The sequence below is a fragment of the Bradyrhizobium sp. CFUWI genome (assembly GCF_056429085.1).
In genome coordinates, this window is sequence record NZ_JBWJZE010000014.1 from 1 (window position 1) to 25,766 (window position 25,766).

A 25,766-nucleotide genomic window follows, 5' to 3' on the forward strand; every position below is an offset into this window, starting at 1 on the left:
AGCCCACATCTGGGCTGATGCCGAACCGCCGGCACAACTCACGCCGGTTCGCTCCCTCCTGCATGGCAAGCCACACGAACTCTCGTCGTTGATCCATCACCGACACCTCGTTCCAGGGCATGGACGGTCTCCCGAATCGACCAATCCAGCCCATTTTGATGTGTCAGCTATGTCTCCGAACACCCGTCAGTGATCTGTCCGGGCTAAACACTTCGCGGGCGATGACAGCGAGGGGCTGAACGACCAAATCTCATCCTCATCACGACATTTTCTCATCCCGGCCGCGGTTGCATTTCCGGCGTTGCATCATATGATGCTTATCATCTTTCCAATTATCGCCAGGGAGTTCCGTCATGGCCGAAGCTGCCGATCCCGTCGTCATTGTCTCCGCCGCCCGCACCCCGCTCGGCCGCTTCATGGGCGAATTGTCGCCGCTTGCCGCGCACAAGCTCGGCTCGCACGTGATCGGGGCCGCACTCGAGCGCGCCAGGCTCGCGCCGGAGAAGGTCGACGAGGTCTTCATGGGCTGCGTGCTGCCGGCCGGACAAGGCCAGGCGCCGGCACGCCAGGCGGCACGCAGCGCCGGTTTGCCCGACGCCACCGGCGCCACCACCGTCAACAAGGTCTGCGGCTCCGGCATGAAGGCGACCATGCTGGCGCACGACATCATCCGCGCCGGTTCGGCCGAGATCGTCGTCTCCGGCGGCATGGAGAGCATGAGCAACGCGCCGTATCTGCTGGCCAAGGCGCGCGGCGGCTATCGCGTCGGCCATGACCGCATCATCGACCACATGATGATGGACGGGCTGGAAGATGCCTATGAGAGCGGCCGCTCCATGGGCGATTTCGGCGAGGCGACGGCAGAAGCCTACCAGTTCACCCGCAAGGACCAGGACGCCTATGCGATGGAGACGCTCACCCGCGCCCGCAAGGCGGTCGAGGGCGGCGCGTTCAAGGCCGAGATCGCGCCGATCACGCTGACCGAGAAGGCGGGTCCCCGCGTGATCGCCAATGACGAGCATCCGTTGAAGGTCGACCCCGCCAAGATCCCGGGCCTCAAGCCGGCATTCCGCGCCAACGGCACCATCACGCCGGCGGCCTCCTCCGCCAATGCCGATGGCGCGGCGGCGCTCGTGCTGACGAAACGCTCGCTCGCCGATCGGAGCAGCCTGCCGGTTCTCGCCGAGATCAAGGGCCATGCCACCCACAGCCAGGAGCCGCAATGGTTCACCACGGCGCCGATCCCGGCGATCCGCAAGCTGCTGGACAAGGTCGGCTGGGCCGCCTCCGATGTCGACCTGTTCGAGATCAACGAGGCCTTCGCCGTGGTGGCGATGGCGGCGCAGCGCGATCTCGGCATTCCCCGCGACAAGCTGAACGTCAACGGCGGCGCCTGCGCGCTCGGCCACCCCATCGGCGCCACCGGCGCGCGGTTGATCGTGACGCTGTTGCATGCGCTCGAGGCGCAGAACCTCAAGCGCGGTGTCGCCGCGCTGTGCATCGGCGGCGGTGAAGCCACGGCAATCGCCGTCGAGCGGCTGGCCCACTGACGTCTCAATGTCCGAAATTGAGGGAAGTATGACATTTTAGACTTCCCTCGTCTGTGCCAAAGATTGCAACGAGATGCGGGTCCTTCTGGGGCTCGACAACCATGATTGAGGCCTGATGATCTCGAACTGGCTCGCGGCGGCACTGTCCCGCCGCGACATCCATTACGGTTGGGTGATGGTCGGCGTGACCTTCCTTGCCGCGCTGATCAGCGCCGGCACGGTCGGCGCGCCCGGCGTGTTCATCGTGCCGCTGCAGAAGGAATTCGGCTGGAGCACGGCGGAAATCTCCTCGGCGCTGTCGATCCGCTTCATCCTGTTCGGACTGATGGCGCCGTTCGCAGCCGCCCTGCTCAACCGCTATGGCCTGCGCAACGTCACGCTGGCCGCGCAGCTGATCGTGGTCTCGGCACTCGTAGCCTCGCTCGGCATGACCGAGGTCTGGCAGCTCATCGCGCTGTGGGGCGTCGTGATCGGCATCGGCACCGGCATGACCGCCTTGGTGCTGGGCGCGACGATCGCGACGCGCTGGTTCGCGGCAAGGCGCGGCCTCGTGGTCGGCATCATGACCGCGAGCGTCGCCACCGGCCAGCTCGTGTTCCTGCCGCTGCTTGCAAGCCTCACCGAACGTTACGGCTGGCGGCTCGCGCTCGGCTTCGTCTGCATCATGCTCGGCGTCTCCGCACTGGCCGTCTTGCTCGCAATGCGCGACCGGCCGAGCGATGTCGGCCTGCGCCCGTTCGGCGACGAAGGCACCGACCCCCTGCCCGCGCCGCCCGTCAGCCACGGCTCGATCACGGCGGTGGCGCTCGGCACGCTGGCCGACGCCTCGAAGTCGACCGCGTTCTGGATCCTGTTTGGGACCTTCTTCGTCTGCGGTGCCTCGACCAACGGTCTCGTCCAGGTGCACCTGATTCCGATGTGCCTCGATTTCGGCATCCCGCAGGTGCAGGCGGCGAGCCTGCTCGCCGCGATGGGCATCTTCGACTTCTTCGGCACCATCATGTCGGGCTGGCTGTCGGACCGCTACGACAACCGCTATCTGCTGTTCTGGTATTATGGCCTGCGCGGGCTCTCGCTGATCTTCCTGCCCTTCAGCGATTTCTCGTTCTATGGCCTCTCCGTCTTCGCGATCTTCTACGGGCTCGACTGGATCGCGACCGTGCCGCCCACGGTGCGGCTTACCGCGCAGAAGTTCGGGCCCGAGCGCGCCAATCTGGTGTTCGGCTGGATCTTCGCCGGCCATCAGCTCGGCGCCGGCGCCGCGGCGTTCGGGGCAGGTTTCTCGCGAACGGTCTATCAGAGCTACCTGCCCGCCTTCTTCATCGCCGGCGCGCTCTGCGTGTTCGCCGCGCTGATCGTGCTGGCGCTGTCGCGGCAACCGAAGCCGCAGGCGGCGATGGCGTAAGGCGGCACAAGCATGTCTCCCCGGTGCGACGTGCACCGGCAGGACAGAGGGCTCGCAACTCTCTCCTCCTGACCATTGCGAGCGCAGCGAAGCAATCCAGGACTGGTACCGCGGAGAGATTCTGGATTGCTTCGCTGCGCTCGCAATGACGGAGCAAGTTGCATTGTCTCAGAACCTGATGAGCACTGCTCTTGCAGACGCGGCTCTTGCAGGCACGCTTTCGCGTTCTCGCGGCTCATTTCGCCCGAGCTTCAGGCGGGCTCCTCAGGATGAGGATCGCCTGCGCGACTACAGTTTCAACGAGCGCCGATGCCGATTAGCCTCGTCCTGAGGAGGCGCGGAAGCGCCGTCTCGAAGGACGGGGCGTGCGCGCAGGCTGCCGCAGCGGGGCCATGAGCTCTTCCCTACGCCGGACCCGGCATGTTGCCTGCGAACTGCGGATAGCATTCGCGCAGCTCCTCGCGGATCCGGCCCCGGATCAAGGCCAGTGTCGCCTCGTCCGGCGACGGCGTCGTGACCTCACATTGCTCGTTGTCGTACGCAAAGCCCGTCGTGCCGCGAATGTCGCGCCAATCATACCCTGGATGCGTGCTCTCGAGGCGAAAGCGTCCCGCCTCGCGCTTGAAGGAAAACAACGCCGCATTGGTCAGCAGCGCATGCGGGCCGCCGCGCCGATAGACCGTCTCGTCGGTGACGCCAGGCGCAGACACGAAGTCGACGCGCTCGACCAGGGAGCGCAGGCTGTGCTCTTCCCGGAACAGGATGACTCGCGGAACGAGGAAATAAAGGTAGGCGGAGCCGAACGAGCCGGGCCATCTGACCGGATTGTTCGGATAGTCGCCGGTGCCGACCAGATTGACGTTGCCCTGGCCGTCGATCTGGCCGCCTCCGAGAAAGAAGGCGTCCAAACGTCCCTGCGCCGCGCAATCGAACAGCTCCTCGGCACCGCCGGTGAACGAATTGTGCTTGACCGAGCCGAGGATCGAGACCTGCACGCGCTCCAGTCCGTCACGCTCGTTGAGCGCGCGCAACAGCATCGCTCCCGCCGCCGGCATCGGCGATGATTGACCGACCGCAACATGCCGCACACCCTTCAGCAGCCGCGAGATCGTGTAGATCATCAACTCACGGCTGGTGCACGGCTCGCTCATGCCGCGCTCCTCGAACCCCGGATGTAGGCCTGGAAACCTTCCGGCGAGCGCGCCGCGCGCGCGTATTTCTCGACCTCCTGCCCGTCCCTGGGATATTCGGCGTAGAGCCCGGTGGGCCACCCGCCGTTCTTCAGCTGTGCCACCGCGCTCACGTAGATCGCGGGCAGGACGCCGGCGGCCATGCTCTCGTCTTCGAGCAGCGAGACCTCGGAAATGCGCTCGACGGTCACGAAGGCCTGCTTCGACGCGTGCGCGAGCAACATCACCTCGCGCCGGCGCCCCAGCCGGACGTTGCCGAACCGGTCCGCTTCAGGCGCATGAAACAAGGCGATGTCGGGCTGGATCGCCGAGACCACCACGATCTTCTCACCGTCGTCGAACGGATTGGACATCACTTTCCAGTCGTCCCGTTTCTTCAGGACGTCACTGCCGATGATGCCGCGGATCGGCATGAACGGAACGCCCTTCTCGGCGGCCGTGAGCCCAGCGAACACCGCTGGACAGGTCGCGTCGCGAAGGCGAATGGATCCGTCGCGGACAGCCCGGCTGAAACACGGCGCGCCGCCCGCTTCGCCGAGACTGACGGCGCTGGTCTCCAGTGTCGCCACGGCACCGGCGCCGATGAGCATATCGACCTGCATGCCGCCGATCGGCGCACAGACCACGTGCAGATCGCGAATGCCGCGGTCGATCAGCAACCGAACCAGTCCCGGCGCCGCAGCATAGTCGTCCGGTGCGAGACCAAGCTTGCACCCCGACGGTATCATCTCCGCCATCTTCTGCGGCGTTACAAAGTCCGTCATCTCTTCACACCTCCCATCGATTTCCAATCATGCCGACGACCGAACAGGGTCGATTTCGCGATCGGTCCGCAGCATCGGATCCTGTGGCCCCCGATCGCGACCATACGGCCCCAGTCAGCCGCGCCCCATGCTGTAGAATTCCGCGTTCGGACGCATGCTGGTGACGTTGGCAAGCCGGTTGGAGAGGCCGAAGAAGGCCGTGATCGCGGCAATGTCCCAGACGTCCTCTTCCGTGAACCCGTGCGATTTCAGCGTGGCGAAATCGGATTCGGAAACCTTGTAGGCCTCCGTCGAGACGCGGACGGCGAAGTCGAGCATCGCCTTCTGCCGATCCGTGATATCGGCCTTGCGGTAATTGACCGCGACCTGATCGGCGATCAACGGATCCTTGGCGCGGATGCGCAGGATCGCGCCGTGCGCGATGACGCAATATTGGCATTGATTGAGATTGCTGGTCGCAACCACGATCATTTCCCGCTCGGCCTTGGTGAGGTTGCCCGGCTTGTCCATGAGCGCATCGTGGTAGGCGAAGAACGCGCGAAACTCGTCCGGCCGGTGCGCGAGCACGAGGAAGACGTTCGGAATGAAGCCGGACTTCTCCTGGACGGCCAGGATACGGGCGCGAATGTCGTCTGGCAGGTCGGCGAGATCAGGGACAGGAAAGCGACTGATGGCAGGTGCCTGGGTCATGGCCTGAATATCCTTGGGGCTTCCTTGGGGCTATTCTACGGGACTCCCCCTCGCCTTCTTCATGTCCTTGGGCCCGGGTCATTGCAAGAAATCCACGGGGTGAATGCGTCGAGCGCGTCGGGGCGTCGTTCCCCGCAATCAATGCCCGCTTCGATGCCGTAAGGCAATGCGGGTTGCTGTAGACCAGCCCCGCGCGCAGGTGACGGTCCGCTCAGGATGAGGCGACGCAGCATCCGGGTTCGTCGAGACCTGTGCCGCGCACCCGGTTCTCATCCTCAGGGCCCGCCGGCGGCCGGCGTCTCGAAGGATGGGCGCAGGCAAGACCCGCTCCAATATGCAATAGCCCTGTCCGCTCGCGCGAGACTAACAGGTCTTCTGCTGCAAATGCTGGACGCAGGTGCAGGTGGTCACCCCCGCTCCATATTTCACGTCGTAATAGGGAAAGCTAGAGGAGCCGCCCGGGCCGTTGGTCGAGCAGCGCGGGAACAGGTAATAGCTGTCGGACAGCTTGACGGTGCCCGCGATGGTGAAGCCGAGATTGGGCGTGTAGTCGTAGGACACCTCGCTCAGGATGAGGGAGATGTTGGCATTGGTGGTGCCGCCTGGCGCGGTGAAGGACGACAAGGTCATGGAGGAGCCCTTCGTTCTCGCGGCCGACGCGTTGGTCGACCTGCTCCATTGCACCGTCGCATTGCCGCTGCTGTCGGTCGAGACTTCCGAGACAGTGATCGTCATCAAGGACGTGCCGCCGTTCGTGATGGGATATGGCGCCATGATGGCACTCGCAGCCGCGAGAATGCCGTCCATTTGGGTCGTGCTGACGGCCGTGTTCTGCGTGATCATGTCGGCAACACTGTGCGCGGTCGCGCTGACCTTGACGTTCATGGAGAGCGCGTTGCCGAGCTCGACGCCGCCGACATAGAGCAACAGCATGAACGGCGTCACGATGGCGAACTCGGTCGCTGCAACGGCGCGGACATCGGTCAACAGGTGACGGGCGCGAGACGACAGGGCGGAGATCATCAGGTGGCTCATGGCTCGTTCTGGAACGCGGCGGACGACATGATCAGCCGGTTGCCGTTGCTGAGGTTCGAGAGGTTGAAACCGAGCGGACCGAGGACGACCGGCCACTCGTACATGATGCGGAGCACGACGATATCGCCGGGCTGGCCGGGGTTATATTGCCAGACATTGGAGACCTTGCCCGAGCCGTCATAGGTCAGGGTCGGCATCCCCGTGTTCGCGGACGTCCACGAGGTCGCCACCTGCAGGTCGACCATCAGGCCGCTGCAGTTGAACAGGATCAAGATCTGGTCGCAGACCTTCTGCTTGAAGACGGCCTGGGTCATATTCGCTGACTGGACCTGTCCGGTCATGACGAGGCGCGCCGACTGGCGCACGATGGATTCGAGCGTCTGCTGGGCGAAGAAGACCAGAAAGGTCTGGATCAGCGCAATGACGAGGGCGAGGAACGGCGCAGCGACGAGCGCGAACTCGACTGCCGTGGCGCCCCTGCTATCCCGCGCGAAAGCGGCGCAGCGATCGCGGCGTCTCCTCATTGTGGCGGCGGATACGGACATGGCCTCTTCCTACTGCACGAGGCTTGCCGTGCTCGACGCAACCTTGATGAACAGGTCCGTCAGCGCCTGGTTGATGTCGCCGCCATTCTGAACGTTCGCGTACAGGCCTGGAGACGCACAGGACTTCAGCCGTTGTGCGATCGTGCCCGTCGACGAGGTCGGGTTGTTGAACTGCGCGATCCGGCTGTTGTACCAGCCGTCGCTCGGCAGTTGCAGATACTCGGTGTAGAGGATCGCGATACGGATGTTCCGCTTCTTGATAGTATCGCATATTGCCGTGTTGAGCGGCTGCTGGCATCGCAAAGTCGTCGAGTTGGCCTGCGGAAGCGGGTAGGTCGCATTGGGATCGCAGCTGCCCCCCGTCTTCGGAATCAGCTTGTCCTCGACGCCGTCGGTGACAAGGAAGACCACTTCCTGGGGCGTCCCGGCCGCGGTACCGTCGCCGGGATTGGGCATAATCGCATTGAGGTCCGTCAGCCCCTTCGAGATGTCGGTGCCGTAGTCGGTCGTGTAGATGCAGGCGCCCTTGCTGTCGACAACGGGGCAGTTCTGATGGTCGACCTTCAGGAGCTGAATGTTGCCGATCTTCGTGCCAGCGGTGGTCGGGGTGGTCAGCGTCTGGATCGTGTTCAGGGCGTAGTCGAAAGTGTAGATGGCAGCCTGATAGGTCGTGTTGTTGATCGCCGACATGCACTGCATGACGCCGCCCGAGGTGCCCGATTGCGGGCAGGACCACGGCCCGACCATCAATTGCTTGACGGCATTGGTCACGAGATCGATCCGCAGCGTGATGTTGTTCGCACGCGCGACCGTGAGATTGTCCTTGTTCGTCGCGCTGGGGCTTGCGTTGTTGGGGCGCGCCTCGTGGCAGGCGAATGCGCAATTCCTCGCGTAAGAGGGCTGGCTCTTCGTGGCGAGAACCATGTTGTCGATGTCTTTCTGGGTGGCCGCCAGCGCCATCGACGGGGAATCATCCAGCAACAGGTAGAAATTCATGTTCGGGGCGCTGGACGCCTTCGCCGTCGCCGAACCCGCCACCTTCCAGGTCTGCTTGCCGAGAACGCCGGGGAAATTGTTGACGGACTCCGCAGCGTAGGACACCGTGATGGTCCGCGACAAACCGACATCCGTGACCGTGACCGTCGGCGTCGGCACGGCGGCGAGCCCAGGAAGATTGGCCTTCGCAGCAAAGACGGCAGCCGCCGTGTTCTCGATGGTGGTCTTGTTGGTCTGCGTCAGCATCGCGGGCCGCACGGCTGCGATCGCGGCCGCATCGGCGGCTGCGTTCAATTGCTCGCGCTTGCGCAAGGCCAGCGTGTAGTCGAGCGTCATGCCCAGGAGAAAGATGATAGGAACCATCGTCAGCGCGAAGATGATGGCGACGTTGGCCTTCCGGTCTGTCGCGAAACAGAGCATTGCGCGGCGGAGCATGTCGTTCATCCTGGCTGCCGTCGTTGCGGCAGCGGTCCTTTCCCTGAGATCGACGGAAGAGGCCGCCGGGTTTGGATCCCGGCGCTCGCCCATCACGGGCGGAATATGGCGATGGCTCTCTTAATCAACGCTTACGGGGAATCCGCAAACAGCGGCCGAAGCGGTTCGAGATGTCTCAGATCGAGATGGCATCATTAACGTCGCTTGAATCCGATCGCAGAGATTGGCGGTAAACCCAAAGCATCCCAGTAAAAATACCGGAGGAGACGTGACATGCGCGGGCCGACGGAGCGCGTCGGTCGCTGGAAATCCGAAGGCCAATCCCATGCCCCCGGCCGGCGCAAGCCTGCCCGCCTGGACATCCGGGTGAGAGGCATATTTTGCCGTTAGACTCCACGGCGCAAACGTGGACAATGCTCCGAAGCACGCCACGTGCGCAGTGCACATCAAGATGCGCCAGGGGAAACAAATGCCGGTTGCCGGTCCGTCGTCCGAACCCATCATTCCAACCGTTCCGCTCACCGCCCAGATGCGCGATTCGCTGCGCGCGATCGTGGGCGAGAAGGGCCTTATCGAGGACGAGCACGGCAAGCAGCCCTTCGTGACGGATTGGCGCGGATTGCTGGTTGGATGTGCCGGCGCCGTGGTTCGTCCCGGCAGCACCCAGGAAGTGGCGCAGGTGGTCAGGCTCTGCCATCAGCACGGAATCGCGATCGTGCCGCAGGGCGGAAACACCGGCCTGATGGGCGGCGCCACGCCCTGGCCCGCGCACACGGGAATCGTGCTGTCGCTTGGCCGCATGAACCGCGTGCTGGACATCGATGCCACGGGATACACGATGACGGTCGAGGCCGGCTGCGTGCTGCAGACCCTGCAGGAGACGGCGGCAAGGCACGACAGGTTCCTGCCCCTCAGCCTCGGCGCCCAGGGCTCGTGCATGATCGGCGGCAATCTGTCGACCAACGCCGGCGGCGTGCAGGTGCTCCGCTACGGCAATGCCCGCAATCTCGTGCTCGGACTCGAGGTCGTGCTGGCGAGCGGCGAGGTCTGGGACGGCTTGCGCGCGCTCAAGAAGGACAATACGGGCTACGACCTCAAGCACCTCTTCATGGGCGCCGAAGGAACGCTCGGCATCATCACCAAGGCCGTGCTCAAGCTGTGGCCAGCGCCCAAGGACGTCTGCACGGCGTGGCTGGCGATCCGGGATCCGCGCGCGGCGCTGGAGATCCTGTCGGAAGCCCACAGCGCGTCCGAGGACAATGTCGGCTCCTGCGAGCTGATGAGCCGCGCCGCGGTCGACATGGTGCTCCGCCACATTCCCGGCACGCAGGATCCGCTCAGAGCGGACACGCCATGGTACCTGCTGCTGGAATGGTCGTCGGCGCGGGCACGGCAGGACGGGACCGCGGGCATCGCCGAGAAGATGGAGCAGTTTCTCGCCGATCAACTCGAGGCCGGACGCGTGCTCGACGCGGTCATCGCCCAGACCGGGCATCAATCGCACAACATGTGGCGCATTCGGGAGAGCGTCGCAGAGGCCTCGCGCGCCGAGGGGCCGGGGCTGAGCTATGACGTCTCGGTGGCGATCTCGAGGATTCCGGAGTTCATCGATCTCGGGCTCGAGGCCGTGCTCGACATTCTCCCGACCATCCGGCCCTATCCTTTGGGTCACATCGGCGACGGCAATCTGCACTTCTCGTTCATGGCGCCGCTGGGCATGGACCAGCAGACGCTGACGCAATACAAGGCCGCCATCACGCGGGCCGTGAACGACCTCGTCACCTCCATGGACGGCTCGATCTCGGCCGAGCACGGCATCGGCATCGACAAGCTGGACGAGCTCAGCCACTACCGCTCGAAGACCGAGCTCGACATCATGCGCACCATCAAGCGCGCGCTCGATCCGCAGAACATCATGAATCCCGGCAAGGTGCTGCGGCTTTGACTCGAGAGGGCGTAGGATGGGTAGAGCGCTTGCGAAACCCATCACAGCTATTCGGCCGGAGAGATCGCGATGCGTTTCGCTGCGCTCTACCCATCCTACAGCCTCTGCCGGTGAGAGGCGCTACTGCAGGATCGCAGCCGCGATCTTCTCCGCCGACATCAACACCGGAAAATTGGTGTTGGCGCACGGTACCACCGGGAAGATCGAGGCGTCGACGACGCGCAGGCCCTGGATGCCCTTGACGCGGCCCTGGTTGTCGACCACCGCCATCGGATCCTCAGTGCGGCCCATGCGGCATGAACAGGAGGCGTGCCACACGCCGATGGTGGCCTTGCGCACGAAGGCCTCCAGCGCCTCATCGTCGTTCATGACCTGATCGAAGGTGAAGCCTTCGACCACGAAATTGTCGATCATGTAATGGCGCAGCGCTGCCGGCCCGTCCATCAGGGCCGCGGCGATCCTGGTCAGAATCCTGTTCCTGGTATTGACCACGCCGATCTTGCGCACCTTGTCGGTGTAGGCGGCCGGAAACGGCTTGTCCGTCACGCGCTTGACGATGTCGCTCATCTGAATGGCCGCCATCTTGCGGAAGCCGCTCATCAGGCGATCGAGATCGCGCCGGTCGGACAGCAGATTGAACTCGACAATCGGCTCCGCGGAGGGATCGCGCGAGGCAAGCCTGACCTGTCCGGTCTCCGAATAGGTCTTGTTGACAAAGGTCAGGAGCGAGCCGATCTGCTCACCGACCGCGTGCCAGGCCGACTTCGAGAGCAGGACGACGAACATGTCGCCCTTCGGCACGCCTGCAAGGCCCGAGGAGTAGCGCAGGCCCAGCTGCATGTGGCGCCTTGTATGCTCGTTCATGCGCGCGCCGCGGCGAACGAAGGACGACAGCGAGATCGAGGGATGATCCATCAGGCGCTGGCCGACGCCCGGCAGGCCCATCAGCACGGGAATGCCCATATCCTTGAGGTGGCCGACCGGCCCGATGCCGGCACGCAGGAGATGCGCTGGCGAATGGATGGCGCCGCTGGAGAGGATGATCTCGCGTCCCCGGAATTCCTGCTCGCGTCCGTCGACGACGGCCTTCACGCCAATGCATTGCGTGCCTTCGAACAGCAGCTCGCGCACCTGAGTATTGGTGGAGATGGTGAGATTGGCGCGCTTTCGGGTGTCGCGATCGAGATAACCCATGGCGGCCGAGACGCGCTGCTCGCCCTGGTTGGAATGCGTCACCGGGAAAAAGCCGTCGACGAACTCGCCGTTCTGGTCCGCCAGGAACTGATGGCCGGCCTGCTGGAAGGCCTCGGCAAACGCCTGCGAATGCTTGGTCCAGTGCTCCCTGGGGATGCGGCGGACCGGGATCTTGCCGTCCTTGCCGTGATAAGGACCGTCGAAATCGAGGTCGCGCTCGACCTTCTTGAAGAAGGGCAGCACCTCGTTCCACGTCCACCCTTCGGCGCCGCGCGCGTCCCATTCGTCGTAATCGGTCGGTGCGCCGCGATTGGCCATCTGGCCGTTGATCGAGGAACCGCCGCCGAGCACGCGCGCCTGCTCGTATTTGCGCAAGGGAGGCCGCGCCTCGTTCGGATTGTTGTGGCTGACGACCTGGGTCGTGACCTTGAGCTCGGTCCAGTGGAAGCGCGGATCGAAATAGGCGGTGCCCGGATAGCTGTCGCGAATTTCAGCCGGCTCGTTGCCGGGCGGTGTGTCCTGTCCGGCCTCGCACAGCAGGACCCTGTTGGCGCTTCTGGCCGAGAGCCGGTGCGCCAGCACGGACCCCGCCGAGCCGCCGCCGACGATAATGAAGTCGTACACGATTGGCGTTTCCTGTTGTTTTTGTTGGAGGAGCTTAGCGCGGGACTGCGACGCGTTGGAAGCTTGATTGCATCGCCATCAACCCGTCATCCTGAGGCGCTCGCGCAGCGAGCCTCGAAGGATGCACGGCCCCGATGCAGCCGGGCCGTCGTCCTTCGAGGCTCGTCCTGCGTTGCAGGACGAGCGCCTCAGGATGACGGTGATGGAGTTGTGCTTCAGCCGCGTCTAAGGCCTGATCGAAAAGTTCTCCGGCGGCCCCGGCTTGCGCAGCGGCTCCGCGAGGCGCGCGAACTCGCACAGCAGCGAGCGCGTCTTGCGGGGATCGATGATCTCCTCGACCCAGAATTTCTCGGCCGAGCGGAACGGCGAGCGCAGCTTGTTGAGACGCTGCTGGATCTCCTCCAGCTTCGCCGCCTTGTCCTCGGCCGCATCGATGTCGGCGCGATAGGCGGCCTCGATGCCCCCTTCTAGCGGCAACGAGCCCCAATAGGCCGACGGCCAGGCGTAGCGGATCGAGAAGCGGTCGGCCGGCTGATGCACGACCCCCGCAACGCCGAACGCGTTGCGCAGGATCACGGTGCACCAGGGCACGGTGGTCTGGTTCACCGCGGCCATGGCGCGGACGCCGTGGCGGATGGTCGCCGCCTTCTCGGCATCGAGCCCGATCATGAAGCCGGGGCAGTCCATGAGGTAGACGATCGGCAGGTGGAAGGTCTCGGCGAAGTCGACCCAGCGCACCACCTTCTGGCAGGCGTCCGCCGTCCAGGAGCCGCCATAGTGGAAGCTGTCGCTGGCCAGCACCATGACCGCCCTGCCCTCGAGCCGGGCCAGGCCGACGATGATGGGCTTGCCGAAATTCCTGGCAACCTCGAAGAACGAGCCCTTGTCCACGACGGACTCGATGATCGGCCGTATCTTGTAGACCTGCTTGCGGTTGCGCGGCACCGCGTTCATCAGCGCTTCGTCGCCGCGCTCCGGATTGTCGGTGCAGGGCAAGGTCGGCGGCAGCTCGTAGACCGATGACGGCAGGTAGGACAGGAAACGCCGCGCGCAGGCGAACGCCTCTTCCTCGGTATCGACGGCATGGTCGATTGCGCCGGCGCGAGTCTGGATGTCGGCGCCGCCGAGCTCCTCCTTCGAGAGGTCCTGCCCCAGCGCCTTCACCACCGGCGGCCCCGCGACGAACATCGCGGACTTCCGGGTCATGATGGAATAGTGGCTGGCGGCAAGGCGCGCGGCTCCCAGGCCCGCCACCGAACCGAGGCCGAGCGCGACCACCGGCACGCACGACAGGTTCTCCGTCGTGAAGCGGTACCAGCGCGTGCCGCCGATGCCGCCCGGCAGGTTGGCCGCACCCTTGGTCTCGATGGTCTTGACCGAGCCGCCGCCGCCGGAGCCCTCGATGATGCGGACGATGGGCAGGCGCAAATCGTGCGCCATCTCCTCCGCCATCAACGGCTTTGCCGAAATGGACGCATCAGCCGAACCGCCGCGGACCGTAAAATCGTCGCCGACCACGACCAATGTACGCCCGTCGACGCGGGCGCGGCCGAACACGCAGTTCGCCGGCGTCAACTTCTGCAATTCGCCGCTGGCATCGTACTCGCCGATGCCGGAGACGGTGCCGATCTCGTGAAAGCTGCCCTTGTCGGTCAGCTTGTCGATGCGCTCCCGAACAGTCAGCCGGCCCTGGTCATGCTGTCGCTTGACCTTGTCAACGCCGCCCATCTCCCGCGCGAAGGCTTCGCGCCGGGCGAGCTCGTCGAGTTCCGGCTTCCAGTTCATTCACTCCCTCCGAACGGATCGGCTTGTTGTTGTTGTGCACGGCCATCGCGACCGGTTTACGCGCGATGCGGTTGTTGAAGACGTCACCCTCCGCGCCCTCGAGCAGGCCGCCGAGCGAACGCCCGAGCTCGAGCATCAATGGCGCGACTTCGGCATGCAGCCGCTCCTCGTCATACATCGCCGAGAGCAGGCCGATCGTGATGACCACGAAGGTCTGGTATTGCGGCGACCATATCGGCAGCGCGAGACCATTGATGTGCGGGCTCCACAGGCCGCAGGCCACGACATAGCCGCGCTCGCGCAGCATCTGCCGGTTGGCTTCGATGCGCGGCTTCAGGATCTTCGCCGCCTCGGGAGCTTCCCGCTCCATCTCCGCGATGAAGGCATCGCCGACCTCCGGCGCCAGCGCCGCGGTGTAGGCCGCGCCCGCGGCGGTGGAGGCCATCGCGATGCGGCTGCCGGTGCCCTCGTGCAGGCCGAGTGCGGTCGCCGAGCGCGCGAACAGGAGATAGACGAGATGGAAGCGATCCGGAACGACGAAGCCGACCGTTCCCGGCAATTGCTCGGCGACGTCCTGCAGCCGCTGGCGAATCATGCTGCGCAGCTGCGCGCCCTTCATCATCGTGGCGCTCATCGCGACCGCGCTCGGGCCGATGCGATATTTCTGATCGCGCGGCAGATAGACCAGTTGTCCCATCCGCGTCAGCGTGTGCGTGAGCCGCGACACCGTCGAGCGCGGCAGGCCGCAGCGATTTGAAATCTCGAGATTGCCGAGCCTGGCCTCGTGGCCCTCGAAGCATCGCAACACGTCGAACGCGCGCGAGACCACTTGGATGACATCTCCCTCACCGGCATCGCCAGCGTGCACGCCTTGCCTACTCAACCGCTCCGATCGTCGTCCCATGTTCCCTACCGTATGTTCCGCTGTGCGGAATTAAATTCCGCTTGCAGACGACGCTACCTCAGGCATTTTGCGGCGACAACAAAAAGGCGATGGCATGCCAGAAATTAAGATCGTCACCGAGATCGCGGGACGCATCTGCGCAACTCCCGTGCAAGTTGGAGGAACCGTCGCAGATGGCGATGACGTTGTGGTGGTCGAAGCCATGAAGATGGAGATACCGGTGTCCTCGCCCGCAAGCGGCACGATCACGTCTCTGCTGGTGAAACTCGACGACGTCGTCGCGGAGGGTCAGGCGATCGCGATCGTCGCGTGCTGAGTGTTCTGTCCGGAGTTTGCGCGACAATCTGTCAGCCTCATTCCCGCATGCGCGGTACGGCGTTGCCATCGCTCGATCGCGGTGACATGATCTGTTGCAACAAAACGTTGTTTCAAACAAAGAACGAAAATCTTCGCGGCAAAGCGAGGATCATGGGAGGGAAACATGCTTCGTGGGCTGCTCGTGCTCGCGCCTGCCTTGGTGGCAGGCATTTCTTTTGCGTCTACACGCTACTCGTTCGCCGAAGACATCAAGCTGCCGGCGACGCTGGCCTTCACCGCCTATGACACCGGCACCGCCGGCTTCAACATCGCGGTCGGCGTCGGCAAGATGATGAAGGACAAGTACGGCACCGACGTGCGCGTGCTCCCCGCCGGCAACGACGTCGCCCGCCTTGCGCCGCTGCGCGCCAAGCGCGCGGTGTCCTCGGCGATGGGGTCTGGCACCTATTTCGCGCAGGAAGGCGTGTTCGAGTTCGGCGCGAAGGAATGGGGCCCGCAACCGCTTCAGACCCTGCTCTCGACCGTCGACTGCAATTGCGCCTCGCTTGCGGTGGCCGCCGACACCGGCGTGAAGGAGCTGAAGGACCTGAAGGGCAAGCGCGTCGGCTTCGTGGTCGGCTCGCCCGCGCTGAACCAGAACTCGCTGGCGGTGCTTGCCTTCGCCGGGCTGACCAAGAACGACGTCAAGGCCGTCGAATTCGCCAGCTATGGGGCGATGTGGAAGGGCCTCATCAACAACGACGTCGATGCCGCCTTCGGCACCACCATCACCGGCCCCGCCAAGGAAGCCGAGACCTCGCCGCGCGGCCTGATCTGGCCGCCGCTGCCCGCCAAGGACAAGGAAGGCTGGGCGCGGATGCAGAAGGTCGGCTCGTTCTTCTTCCCGCAGGTCGCTACCTGCGGAGCCGGCATCTCGCCGGAGAAACCGGTCGAGCTCGGCAATTACCCCTACCCGATCTTCGTGGCCTACGCCTCGCAGCCGGCCGATCAGGTCTATGCGATGACCAAGGCCATGATCGTGAATTACGACGCCTACAAGGATTCCGCGCCCGGCGCCGGCGGCCTCGCTGCCGATCGCCAGACCAAGAACTGGGTGGTGCCGGTGCATCCCGGCGCGGTGAAGGCGCTGAAGGAGGCCGGGCAATGGAGCGATGCGCAGGAGGCGCACAACAACAAGCTGATCAAGCGGCAAGAGGTGCTCGGCGCGGCGTGGACCGATTACGGCAAGTCCAATCCGCCGGCGGACGACAAGGCGTTTCTCGAGGGCTGGATGAAGGCTCGCGCGGCGGCGCTTACGAAAGCCGGCATGCCGAACGGGTTCGAGGAATAGAGCGAATGTTGTTGGGTTTGATGCCGCTCCGCAAGAGGTGCGCCCCCTCTCCCGCTTGCGGGAGAGAGTTGGGGAGAGGGTATCTCCACAGTGGGATTCCCCCAGAGGCGAAAGCCCTCACCCGGCGCTGCGCGCCGACCTCTCCCGCACGCGGGAGAGGTTGAATCCGCGGCCCGAGCGATTCAAACAACGGCCATTCGCTTAGTCAGTTACCAGCCCACGCCCGGGATCAATGATGTCCTCCTCCACCACCACCGCCCCGCAAGACGAGGCCAAGCGGGTCGTGTTCGACGATCCGCATGGCGCCGCCGCCAACATGCAGGAAGCGGAGGTCACGCGTGTGCGTACGCTGCGCGGCGCCTGGCGCTGGCTGCTGGTGGCCGCGACCGCGGCGACCATCCTGCTGTGCATCAACCAGCAATTCTCGCTGCGATTCTTCGTCGGCTATACCCAGCTCAACACGGAATATTTCTACCTCCTGATCGCGTTGATGCTGCCGTTCACCTTCCTGATCTTCCCGGGCACCGAGCGCGCGCCGCTCGACCGGATACCCTGGTATGACCTTGTCCTGTTCGTCGCGACCTTCGCCGCCGCGCTGCTGCTGATGTCGAACGTCCGCAAGGCGGCGGAGGCCGGCTGGGAATTCGGCGGCGCGCCGAACAACGTGATCGCCGCGGGCCTCGTGATGTGGGTGATGCTGATGGAGGCGCTGCGCCGCACCGGGGGCTGGAGCCTGCTGCTGAGCGTCTTGCCCTTCACCGTCTATCCGCTGTTCGCCGAGGCCGGCTGGCTCGGACCGTTCCGCGGCACGCAATCGACGATCGAACAGGCGACTGCCTATCACGTGCTGTCGGGCGAGAGCCTGCTTGGCATTCCGATCCAGGCCTTTGCCGACACCGTGATCGGCTTTTTGGTGTTCGGCACCGCGCTGATGATGACCGGCGCAGGAAAATTCTTTATCAACCTCTCTTTCGCGCTGTGCGGCACCTTCCGCGGCGGTGCGGCCAAGGTCTGCATCTTCGCCAGCGGCCTGCTCGGCATGATGTCGGGCTCGATCATCTCCAACGTGCTCACCGCCGGGACCATGACCATCCCGGTGATGAAGAAGAGCGGCTTCCGCGCCTCCTATGCGGCAGCTATCGAGGCCTGTGCCTCGACCGGCGCGGTGCTGGCACCGCCGGTGATGGGCGCCACCGCGTTCGTGATCGCGCAGTTCCTCAACGTCAGCTACGCCGATGTCGCCCTCGCCGCGATCATTCCGGCCGTGCTCTATTACGCCGGCCTGTTCATGCAGGTCGACGCCTACGCCGCGCGCCACAAGCTGAAGGGCATTCCGCGCGCCGAGCTGCCGCGCGTCATGGATACGATCAAGGACGGCTGGTACTACGTCTTCGTCATCGCGCTGTTGATCGTGATGCTGCTCTACTTCAAGCGCGAGAGCCATGCGCCGTTCTACGCCACCGCGCTGCTGCTCGTGCTCAACCAGTTCTTCTCCAAGGACACGCGCTGGACGCTTACGACCATCGGCAAATTCCTCGAGGTCAACGGCCGGACCTTCGTCGAGCTCGTCGGCATCCTCGCCGGCTGCGGCCTGCTGATCGGCGCCTTCTCGATGACCGGCGTGGTGTCGAGCCTCGCCAACGACCTCTTGCATATCGCCGGCGACAATCCCTTCCTGCTGCTGGCGATGTGCGCCCTCACCAGCCTCATCCTTGGCCTCGGGCTGACGACGACGGCCTGCTACATCTTCCTCGCCATCCTGGTCGCGCCCGCGCTGGAGAAGCTCGGGCTCAACCGCATGGCGGTGCACATGTTCATCTTCTATTGGGGCATGCTGTCGTCGATCACCCCGCCGGTCGCGATCGCCTCCTTCGCGGCCGCCGGCATTGCCGGCTCGCCGGCGATGAAGACCGGCTGGGAATCGATGTGGGTCGGCAGCATCATCTATTTCCTCCCGTTCTTCTTCGTGCTCAATCCGGCGCTGGTGCTGCAGGGGCCGAGCCCGTATCTCGCCGGCCTCGGCCTGATGGGGCTCGCGGCGTTCGGCACGCTGTTCATCTGCGGCGGCATTCAGGGCTACCAGCCTTTCGTCGGGGACTTGCGCGGCGCCGGCGTGCTGGAATGGCCTCTCCGCGTGCTGCTGGTGATCGGCGGCTTCGTGGTGGCCACGCCCGGCGGCGGCATCATGCCGCTGTCGCAGCTGCAGGTGACGCTGCTCGGCCTTGGGATCCTCCTGCCGACGATCTTGATCGCGCTTCTGCTGATCCGACGCCAGCCCGCGATGCCGGACGGGTTGCGCGTCCCCTGATTGCGTTGCACAAGTGAGGCGATGACACCGCTCTCGCCTCTCGCAGCCGCCTGGACCCGCTCGAAACCGCCTTTGCTGCGGTTTCTGGACAATTGCCTCAACGAATTCTCTGCCGAAACTTCAGGCAGCGTTGCCGACTACATTCCCGAGCTGAGCAAGGCCGACCCTGCCTGTTTCGGCATCAGCCTCGCCACCCTGGATGGCCACGTCTACGAGGTCGGCGACTCCAGGGTGCCCTTCACCATCCAGTCGATGTCGAAACCGTTCGTGTTCGCGCTGGCGCTGGATCTGCTCGGCGCCGGCAGGGTCGAGAGCGCGATCGGCGTCGAGCCCTCCGGCGATCCCTTCAACTCGATCCGCCTCAACTCCGAGAACCACCCGTTCAACCCGATGGTCAACGCCGGCGCCATCGCCTGCACCGGGCTGATCCACGACAGCAAGGGCGCAGAAGCCTTCGAGCAGATCCGTCTCGCACTCGGTCGCTTTGCGGGCCGCGAGCTCGCCGTGGACGAGGCCGTCTATGCTTCCGAAAGCCAGACCGGCGACCGCAACCGCGCCATCGCCTATCTCCTCAAGACCAACGCGGTGATCTCAGACGACGTCGCCGCCGTGCTCGACGTCTATTTCCGGCAATGCGCGGTGCTGGTGACCGCGCGCGACATCGCGGTGATGGCGGCAACGCTGGCCAATCGCGGCGTCAATCCGGTCACCGGCGAGCAGGTGCTGACGCCTTACGCGATCTCGCGTACCCTCTCGGTGATGACCTCGTCGGGCATGTACGATTATGCCGGTGAGTGGATCTACCGCATCGGCATTCCCGCCAAGAGCGGCGTCGGCGGCGGCATTCTGGCGGCGCTCCCTGCCCGCCTCGGGCTCGGCAGCTATTCACCGCGCCTCGACAAGCACGGCAACAGCGTGCGCGGCATCAAGGTCTGCGAGGCGCTGTCCTCACACTATGACCTGCACATGCTCAACCGCAGCGACGATGCCCGCAACGCCGTCATCGCCGATTACGATATCGGCAAGAGCCCGTCGCGCCGCGTGCGCCGGCCACAGGAGCGCGAGATCCTGGCCGCGCACGAGCAGGAGGTACGGGTCATCGAGCTGGTCGGCACGCTGTCGCTGTCGGCCGTCGACTACGTCTCGCGCCGGCTGGCCGGACGACCGCGGCCGCAAATCGTCGTGTTCGACCTGCACCGTGTCACGTCCACCACCCGCGCAGGCGCGCGGCTGATTGCCGAAGCCTTCGAGGAGCTCGCGGCCCTGAACGTCACTGTGGTGCTGTCCGGCGTCAGGCGCGCCTCCAGGGAATGGGAGTCTTTGCGGGAATGGACCGCCGAGCTGAAGAACGTCCGCGACTTCTACCTGCTCGACACCGCGGTCGAATGGGCCGAAGACCAGATCGTCTACCGCTATGGCGGCTCGATCGACTTTCACGAGACCACCGAGCTTGCCGAGCAGCCGCTGCTATCAGGCATGAGCGAGGAAGAGCTGACGGATCTCGCCTCGATCTGCACGATCCGAACGTTTCAGGCCGGCGCGAAGATCATCACCACGGGAGATCCCGCAGAGTCCCTGTTCTTCCTGCGCAGCGGCGCGGTGCATGTCACGCTGCCCGACGGCGTGCGGCTGGCGACGCTGACCGCCGGCATGGCGTTCGGCGAGATGGCGCTGCTGGAGCCGACGCGTTCGGCCGACGTGTTCGCCGACATGGCGGCGACCGCGTTCGAAGTGCCGCTGAAGGAGTTCGAACGCTTCCGTAAGCAGCACCCCCGCGCCAGCGAGCGCGTCATGCGCAACCTCGCGCAGCTGCTCGCCGACCGCCTGATCGTCGCGAATGCGAAGGTGGATATTCTGACGTCGACGTGAGTGATCCAAGGCATGATGAAATGAGCCGCGCCTGCCGCCCCAATGGAGGTGCGTTCCCTCCCCCCTTGTGGGGGAGGGTTAGGGAGAGGGGTGGCCCAGCAAAAGGTGCGGCTCGTGACGATAAGTATAGGAGCACGAACGAGAGAGTCCCTTCGTGGCACCCCCCTCCCTGCCCCTCCCCCACAAGGGGGGAGGGAACGGAGAGAGCTTTGCTGTGGCCGAGCCTCAACCTCAGTCGGTGGCGCTCTAACGGCTCGCCGCCTCGCTCAGCCGTCGCTTGATCTTCTTTGCGCTCGCTTCGAGCAACTCTGACGGCTGCTGGCCGGTCGCGGCGCAAAGGCAGGCCCAGTAGTAGATGACATCGCCGAGCTCATCGACCAGACCCGCCTTGTCGAGCCAGTCGTCGCGCAGCAGCTTCTTGATGTGATCGGCGACCTCGCCGGCTTCACCGGCAAGACCGAGGCCGAGATAGGACAGCCGCTCGTTGGACGGATGCTCACCGACCTTGGCAATGGTCGCGGCCCAGGCCGCATATTCGTCGATCGTCATCGGCATCTCTCGCCGCGTTCTTGGGTCAGCCTACCACTTCGGTGACGGGTTGGAGATCGATTTCGAAGGTCTCCAGAAATTTCGAGGTCATGATGTAGAAACCGACCGAGAGCTGCAGCTCGACCAGCGCGGCCGGCGTCAGCTTCGACGCGATCGCCTTGAAGGTCGCATCGGTCGGCTTCCTCAGCTTGACGATCTCGTCGGTGAAGGCGAGCGCGGCGCGCTGCACCTCGTTGAAGCAGGTCGCCGCCTGCCAGTTCTCGAGCGCCTCGTTCTGCGCGTCGGTGACGCCGACATTCTTGCCGATCCGCTTGTGCGCAACGATCTCGTACGGCGCCTCACACAGGATCCCGGTGCGGGTGATCGCGAGCTCGCGCACGATCGGATCGAGCTCGCCCTTGTGGCGGATCGCGCCCCCGAGCCGGCAGTACTGCTCGAAATAGCTCGGCGAGTGCGCCATCATGCGGAAGATGTTGGCGTTGCGGTTCTTGTCGAGGATCTCGCGGGTGCGGTCGGATGCCTTGGACAGGTCGCTGTACTGAATGCGGGCCATGATTTTCCTGAAGTTTTCCCAGAGCTCTTTATTCTTTTTGTAGTCGCCGGCGAGAGTTCCTCGAAACTCTAGTCTTGCACCGACGCGGGAGCAACATCATCGAGTCAAAATGCCGCCGCATTGCTGATCGACCTTGAGACAGTCGATATTCGCCGCGTGGGGACACATTGCGGTGAGTACTCGAGAAGTGGGGTGTTCCGAGTAAAACAATTGGCCGTCGGGTGCGCTAGCCGCACAACGATGAGTCACGCCCAAGTCTAGGGAGAAAACGGCATGAAGGAAGCCACCAAGGGGGCGGCCTCGGGAGCGCTCGCGCATATGCTGGCGGTGACGGCGATGCTCGTCATCGCCAGCATCTTGTTCTACGGGCGTTAGAGTCCTTGTTTGCGCATGATCCTTCCGGAAAGCCGGCTCACACCTTTTCCGGATCATGCGCGCAGCGTTTTCGTCATTCCGGGGTGGCTCTCGCACAGGCCAGGCCCAGAATACCCGTTCCAGGCTCGGTCCTCCGGACCGCCCCCGAATGACGAATCCCGCTCCGTGGTCCCCACTATTTCTTCCTGGCAAAGAACGGCACGAGCTTGCCGGCAAAGGGTCTGAAGCTCGCGATGACCGAATCGCCGATCGCAAGGTCATTCTCCCCGTGCGCCATCATGCGAAAACCTTCGGCGCAATCGACCAGCAGGATGTTGTAGGGCACGTGCGCCCGCGTCTCGGGCGTGGCGGCACGGCAGATCAGCGAGGCCGCATAGACCCTGCCCTTGCCGCTGGCGCGCAGCACGCGGGAATCCGATTCTCCGCACGCCGCGCAGAAGGCCCGGTGAAAATACTGCACGTGCCCGCATGAGGTGCAGGCCTGGTAAGTGATGGCCTCTTCGCCTTTGGTCCAGTCCGCCGGAGGCTCACTCATCGCACCCGCTCCAGGAACATGCTCACGTGCGACGACAGGACGCCGCCGTCGCCATGCAGCAGCGCGATCGAGGCATCGCGCACCTGGCGGGCAGCCGCCCGCCCCGTCATCTGCAAATGCGCCTCGACCAGATGCGCCATGGCGCCGCCGACGCCGCAATGGCCGTAGCTGAGCAGGCCGCCATGGGTGTTCAGCGGCATCGCGCCGTCGCGGCCGAAATGACCTGAGCGCACGCGGGCCGCGGCTTCGCCGCGACCGGCAAGGCCAAGGTCTTCCAGCAGCATGGCGAGCGTGATCGTGAAACTGTCGTAGATCGCGGCGTAGCGCACGTCGGAGATCGCAAGGCCGCAAGCCTCCCTGGCCCGCGCGATGGAGATCTCGGCGCCGAGCTCGTGAAGCGCGGGCGCGGCCGTGACATGCTGATGGGTATGCGCCTGGGCACAGCCGCGGATGCGCACGCCCGCCTCGACGGTTCGCTCGCGGCTGATGACGAAGGCCGCGCCGCCGTCGGACACCGGGCAGCAGTCGAGCAGCTTGAGCGGTATCGCCACCGGCTTCGAGGCCATGACGTCGGCGACCGTGATGGGATCGCGGAATTGCGCGCCGGGATGGGTGCAGGCGTGGCTGCGCATCAACACCGCGAACTCGGCGAGATCCTGTTCGGTCACGCCGTATTCGTGCATGTATCTGCTGGCGACGAGGCCGTAATAGGCGGGAATGGTCGGTCCTAACGGCACCTCGTAGTCGGGATGGCCGACCTGTGCCAGCGCCTGGATCGAGGCATCGCGGCTCTGCCCGGTGAGGCGGTTCTCGCCGGCGACGACGAGCACGTGGCGCGCCACGCCTGACGTGACGAGGTGATGCGCCAGCATCGTCATCGCGAGCCCCGTGGCGCCGCCGACCTGCACGGCGTGAGCGTAGGCAGGGCGGATGCCGAAATGCTCGGCGAACACGGTCGCCAGCATGATGTGGGGCGAGACGGTGGAATAGCCGCAAAGAATGCCGTCGATGTCCGAACGCTTCAGCCCGGCATCGTCGAGCGCGGCTTGCGCCGCTTTGCTCATCAGGTCCAGCGAGGACGAGCCCTCGTGCTTGCCGAACGACGTGAGGCCGACGCCGGTGACGAAGCTCATGCTCTCTCTCCGCTGTCATTCCGGGGCGGCCCGAAGGACCGAGCCCGGAATCTCGAGATTCCGGGTTCGATGCTGACGCATCGCCCCGGAATGACGGATGAGGGAGTCGCTGTCATATCGTCATTCCCTACTCCGGCGCCGACCGCGTCACACCATCGCGGACCATGGCGGCGATCTCGTCAGCGGAATAGCCGAGCTCGCGCAAAATCTCCGCGCCGTGCTCGTTCAGCCGCGGCGCCAGCCGCACCGGCTCGGCGTCGGTCTCCGACCAGGTCGCCGTCACCTTCATGCTGCGGATCGGGCCCTCCGTCGGATGGGTTACGACCGGGAAGAAATTCGTCGCCTCCAGATGCGGATCGTGCAGGATCGAGGCAAGATCATGCATCGGCATCACGGGCACGTCGGCCTTCGTCAGCAGCTCGATCCATTCGGCCGTGCTGCGCGTCTCGAAGATGCGCGCGAGCTCGGCATAGACGACGTCGATGTTGGCGGCACGTCCCGCGAAGGTCGCGAATTTTGGATCGGCGCGCAGGTCGTCGCGCGCCGTCGCCTTGAAGAAGTTCTCCCACTGCTTGTCGTTGTAGACGATGACGCTGAGATAGCCGTCCGAGGTCTTGTAGGGCCTGCGGTCGCGCGAGAGGTGGCGGGCATAGCCGCCCTTGTCGAGCGGCGGCTCGTAAGTGAGGCCGCCCATATGGTCGCCCATGACGAAGCCGGCCATGGTCTCGAACATCGGGACGTCGACGCGCTGGCCGCGGCCGGTGCGGTCGCGGTGCACCAGGCTGGCGCAGATCGCGCCGACGGCGGTGAGACCGACGATGCGGTCGACCAGCGCGTTCGGCACGTAGCGCGGCACGCCGTCGCCGGTCTGCGCCATCAGCGCCGGCAGGGCCGTGGCGCCCTGGATCAGATCGTCATAGGCGGGCTTTGCGGCATAGGGCCCGTCCTGGCCGAATCCGAACACGCCGGCATAGACGAGACGCGGATTGATGGCGGACACGACATCGTAGCCGAGCTGAAGCCGCGCCATCGCCTGCGGACGGACGTTGTAGACGAGGACGTCGGCGTCCTTGAGCAGCCGCAGCACTGCCTCGCGGCCGGCAGGCTTCTTCAAGTCGAGGCAGATCGAGCGCTTGCTGCGGTTGGTGTTGAGGAACACCGGGCCCATGCCGGCGTGGCGCATCGGGCCGATCAGGCGGGTGACGTCGCCGTCGAGCGATTCCACCTTGATGACGTCAGCCCCGTAGTCCCCGAGCATCTGGGTCGCATAGGGCCCCATCAGCACGGTCGTCATGTCGATGACCTTGATGCCCTTCAGCGGCCCCATCGTTCGCTCCCGATTGCGCAGGGCTCAAGGCGCGGCCCCGCGATTTCGGTCCAGCTAAAGGCAGCGAGGCCGCACGTGCAAGGGCGGCCGGCGTATGGCCGCATGCGCCGCGCGGCGATACCGGCCGCTATTTCTTCTGGCGGGATTCGCGGATCTTGAGCAGCCGGTCGAGTTCGTCGTTCTGCTGGTTGATCCGGTCGGCGATGCGCGACTCGCTCTGCTCGCCCGAGGCGGCCGCGGCCTGCTCGATCAGCTGGCGGATATTGTCCTCGAGGATCGCGATGCGATCGTTGAGTGCGTCCATCGACAGCGAGTCTTCGTACTCAGTGCTCATGATGCGTTCCCTGCTAGTCAATCAGGAGCTTTAAGGGCCCCCTTTGGGCCCACCATGATCTAGCGCAAGAAAG

General features: G+C 64.8%; 22 protein-coding genes and 1 pseudogene. 7 read left to right on the forward strand and 16 right to left on the reverse strand.

Going from position 1 to position 25,766, the window contains the following annotated elements; genetic code table 11:
* Window positions 1-121 (reverse strand): annotated as a pseudogene (locus AC066S_RS26760) (IS481 family transposase); the annotation flags it as partial.
* Between the two features lie 232 nt (window positions 122-353).
* On the opposite strand from AC066S_RS26760, the gene AC066S_RS26765 reads away from it, so the two are divergent.
* A complete protein-coding gene (locus AC066S_RS26765) occupies window positions 354-1,550 on the forward strand; it encodes an acetyl-CoA C-acyltransferase (RefSeq protein WP_478271029.1) in 1,197 nt (398 codons plus the stop codon).
* A 115-nt stretch (window positions 1,551-1,665) separates the two neighbouring features.
* The gene (locus tag AC066S_RS26770; protein ID WP_135168409.1) at window positions 1,666-2,955 is read left to right on the forward strand and encodes an MFS transporter; all 1,290 of its coding nucleotides are present in this window, start codon (window positions 1,666-1,668) and stop codon (window positions 2,953-2,955) included.
* Between the two features lie 404 nt (window positions 2,956-3,359).
* On the opposite strand, the gene AC066S_RS26775 is transcribed toward AC066S_RS26770, so the two are convergent.
* The 6 genes from AC066S_RS26775 to AC066S_RS26800 form a co-directional block, all read right to left on the reverse strand.
* Window positions 3,360-4,106 carry a CoA-transferase gene (locus AC066S_RS26775; RefSeq protein ID WP_126261127.1) on the reverse strand — a complete coding sequence of 249 codons (747 nt, stop codon included), beginning with the start codon at window positions 4,104-4,106 and terminating at the stop codon, window positions 3,360-3,362.
* On the reverse strand, window positions 4,103-4,909 hold the full coding sequence (locus AC066S_RS26780) for a CoA transferase subunit A (RefSeq protein WP_167767364.1): 807 nt from the start codon (window positions 4,907-4,909) through the stop codon (window positions 4,103-4,105). The genes AC066S_RS26775 and AC066S_RS26780 overlap by 4 nt, the downstream gene beginning before the upstream one ends.
* Before the next feature lie 114 nt (window positions 4,910-5,023).
* Window positions 5,024-5,599: a peroxidase-related enzyme gene (locus tag AC066S_RS26785; protein WP_126261128.1), complete on the reverse strand. Its 576-nt coding sequence runs from the start codon at window positions 5,597-5,599 to the stop codon at window positions 5,024-5,026.
* A 363-nt stretch (window positions 5,600-5,962) separates the two neighbouring features.
* Window positions 5,963-6,622, reverse strand: coding sequence for a TadE/TadG family type IV pilus assembly protein (locus AC066S_RS26790; RefSeq protein WP_126261234.1), 660 nt, complete (start codon window positions 6,620-6,622; stop codon window positions 5,963-5,965).
* Window positions 6,623-6,630: 8 nt separating this feature from the next.
* Window positions 6,631-7,179 (reverse strand): TadE/TadG family type IV pilus assembly protein, encoded by a 549-nt coding sequence (locus tag AC066S_RS26795; RefSeq protein WP_135168407.1) that lies wholly within the window; start codon window positions 7,177-7,179, stop codon window positions 6,631-6,633.
* Between the two features lie 9 nt (window positions 7,180-7,188).
* Entirely contained in the window at window positions 7,189-8,610 is a 1,422-nt protein-coding gene (locus tag AC066S_RS26800; protein WP_126261130.1) for a TadE/TadG family type IV pilus assembly protein, read from the reverse strand.
* A gap of 469 nt (window positions 8,611-9,079) precedes the next feature.
* Here AC066S_RS26800 and AC066S_RS26805 point away from each other — a divergent pair, with 469 nt between their 5' ends.
* Window positions 9,080-10,555 carry an FAD-binding oxidoreductase gene (locus tag AC066S_RS26805; protein WP_478271030.1) on the forward strand — a complete coding sequence of 492 codons (1,476 nt, stop codon included), beginning with the start codon at window positions 9,080-9,082 and terminating at the stop codon, window positions 10,553-10,555.
* Between the two features lie 120 nt (window positions 10,556-10,675).
* Here AC066S_RS26805 and AC066S_RS26810 read toward each other — a convergent pair whose 3' ends face one another.
* The 3 genes from AC066S_RS26810 to AC066S_RS26820 form a co-directional block, all read right to left on the reverse strand.
* Window positions 10,676-12,373, reverse strand: coding sequence for a GMC family oxidoreductase (locus AC066S_RS26810; protein ID WP_478271031.1), 1,698 nt, complete (start codon window positions 12,371-12,373; stop codon window positions 10,676-10,678).
* Between the two features lie 225 nt (window positions 12,374-12,598).
* Complete coding sequence (locus AC066S_RS26815) at window positions 12,599-14,158, reverse strand: acyl-CoA carboxylase subunit beta (RefSeq protein WP_478271032.1); 1,560 nt, start codon at window positions 14,156-14,158, stop codon at window positions 12,599-12,601.
* Window positions 14,088-15,062, reverse strand: coding sequence for an IclR family transcriptional regulator (locus AC066S_RS26820; RefSeq protein WP_135168403.1), 975 nt, complete (start codon window positions 15,060-15,062; stop codon window positions 14,088-14,090). Before AC066S_RS26820 ends, AC066S_RS26815 begins: the two co-directional genes overlap by 71 nt.
* 94 nt (window positions 15,063-15,156) lie before the next feature.
* Here AC066S_RS26820 and AC066S_RS26825 point away from each other — a divergent pair, with 94 nt between their 5' ends.
* The 4 genes from AC066S_RS26825 (at window position 15,157) to glsA (ending at window position 20,887) form a co-directional block, all read left to right on the forward strand.
* Window positions 15,157-15,378: an acyl-CoA carboxylase biotin carboxyl carrier protein subunit gene (locus tag AC066S_RS26825; RefSeq protein ID WP_126261135.1), complete on the forward strand. Its 222-nt coding sequence runs from the start codon at window positions 15,157-15,159 to the stop codon at window positions 15,376-15,378.
* 165 nt (window positions 15,379-15,543) lie between these two features.
* Window positions 15,544-16,710, forward strand: a complete 1,167-nt coding sequence (locus tag AC066S_RS26830) for a TAXI family TRAP transporter solute-binding subunit (protein ID WP_135168402.1) — start codon at window positions 15,544-15,546, stop codon at window positions 16,708-16,710.
* A gap of 232 nt (window positions 16,711-16,942) precedes the next feature.
* The gene (locus AC066S_RS26835) at window positions 16,943-19,018 is read left to right on the forward strand and encodes a TRAP transporter permease (RefSeq protein ID WP_478271033.1); all 2,076 of its coding nucleotides are present in this window, start codon (window positions 16,943-16,945) and stop codon (window positions 19,016-19,018) included.
* Between the two features lie 21 nt (window positions 19,019-19,039).
* Complete coding sequence (glsA, locus tag AC066S_RS26840) at window positions 19,040-20,887, forward strand: glutaminase A (RefSeq protein ID WP_478271034.1); 1,848 nt, start codon at window positions 19,040-19,042, stop codon at window positions 20,885-20,887.
* A gap of 246 nt (window positions 20,888-21,133) precedes the next feature.
* Here glsA and AC066S_RS26845 read toward each other — a convergent pair whose 3' ends face one another.
* From AC066S_RS26845 to AC066S_RS26870, 6 genes are all read right to left on the reverse strand, one after another.
* Window positions 21,134-21,436 carry a nucleoside triphosphate pyrophosphohydrolase family protein gene (locus AC066S_RS26845; protein WP_164719024.1) on the reverse strand — a complete coding sequence of 101 codons (303 nt, stop codon included), beginning with the start codon at window positions 21,434-21,436 and terminating at the stop codon, window positions 21,134-21,136.
* Between the two features lie 25 nt (window positions 21,437-21,461).
* Entirely contained in the window at window positions 21,462-21,989 is a 528-nt protein-coding gene (locus tag AC066S_RS26850; RefSeq protein WP_478271035.1) for a carboxymuconolactone decarboxylase family protein, read from the reverse strand.
* Window positions 21,990-22,539: 550 nt separating this feature from the next.
* A complete protein-coding gene (locus AC066S_RS26855) occupies window positions 22,540-22,899 on the reverse strand; it encodes a Zn-ribbon domain-containing OB-fold protein (RefSeq protein WP_126261141.1) in 360 nt (119 codons plus the stop codon).
* Window positions 22,896-24,032 (reverse strand): thiolase family protein, encoded by a 1,137-nt coding sequence (locus tag AC066S_RS26860; RefSeq protein WP_478271036.1) that lies wholly within the window; start codon window positions 24,030-24,032, stop codon window positions 22,896-22,898. The genes AC066S_RS26855 and AC066S_RS26860 overlap by 4 nt, the downstream gene beginning before the upstream one ends.
* 127 nt (window positions 24,033-24,159) lie before the next feature.
* Window positions 24,160-25,359, reverse strand: a complete 1,200-nt coding sequence (locus AC066S_RS26865) for a CaiB/BaiF CoA transferase family protein (protein ID WP_126261143.1) — start codon at window positions 25,357-25,359, stop codon at window positions 24,160-24,162.
* 127 nt (window positions 25,360-25,486) lie between these two features.
* Window positions 25,487-25,693: a hypothetical protein gene (locus AC066S_RS26870; protein ID WP_126261144.1), complete on the reverse strand. Its 207-nt coding sequence runs from the start codon at window positions 25,691-25,693 to the stop codon at window positions 25,487-25,489.
* Window positions 25,694-25,766 lie beyond the last annotated feature (73 nt).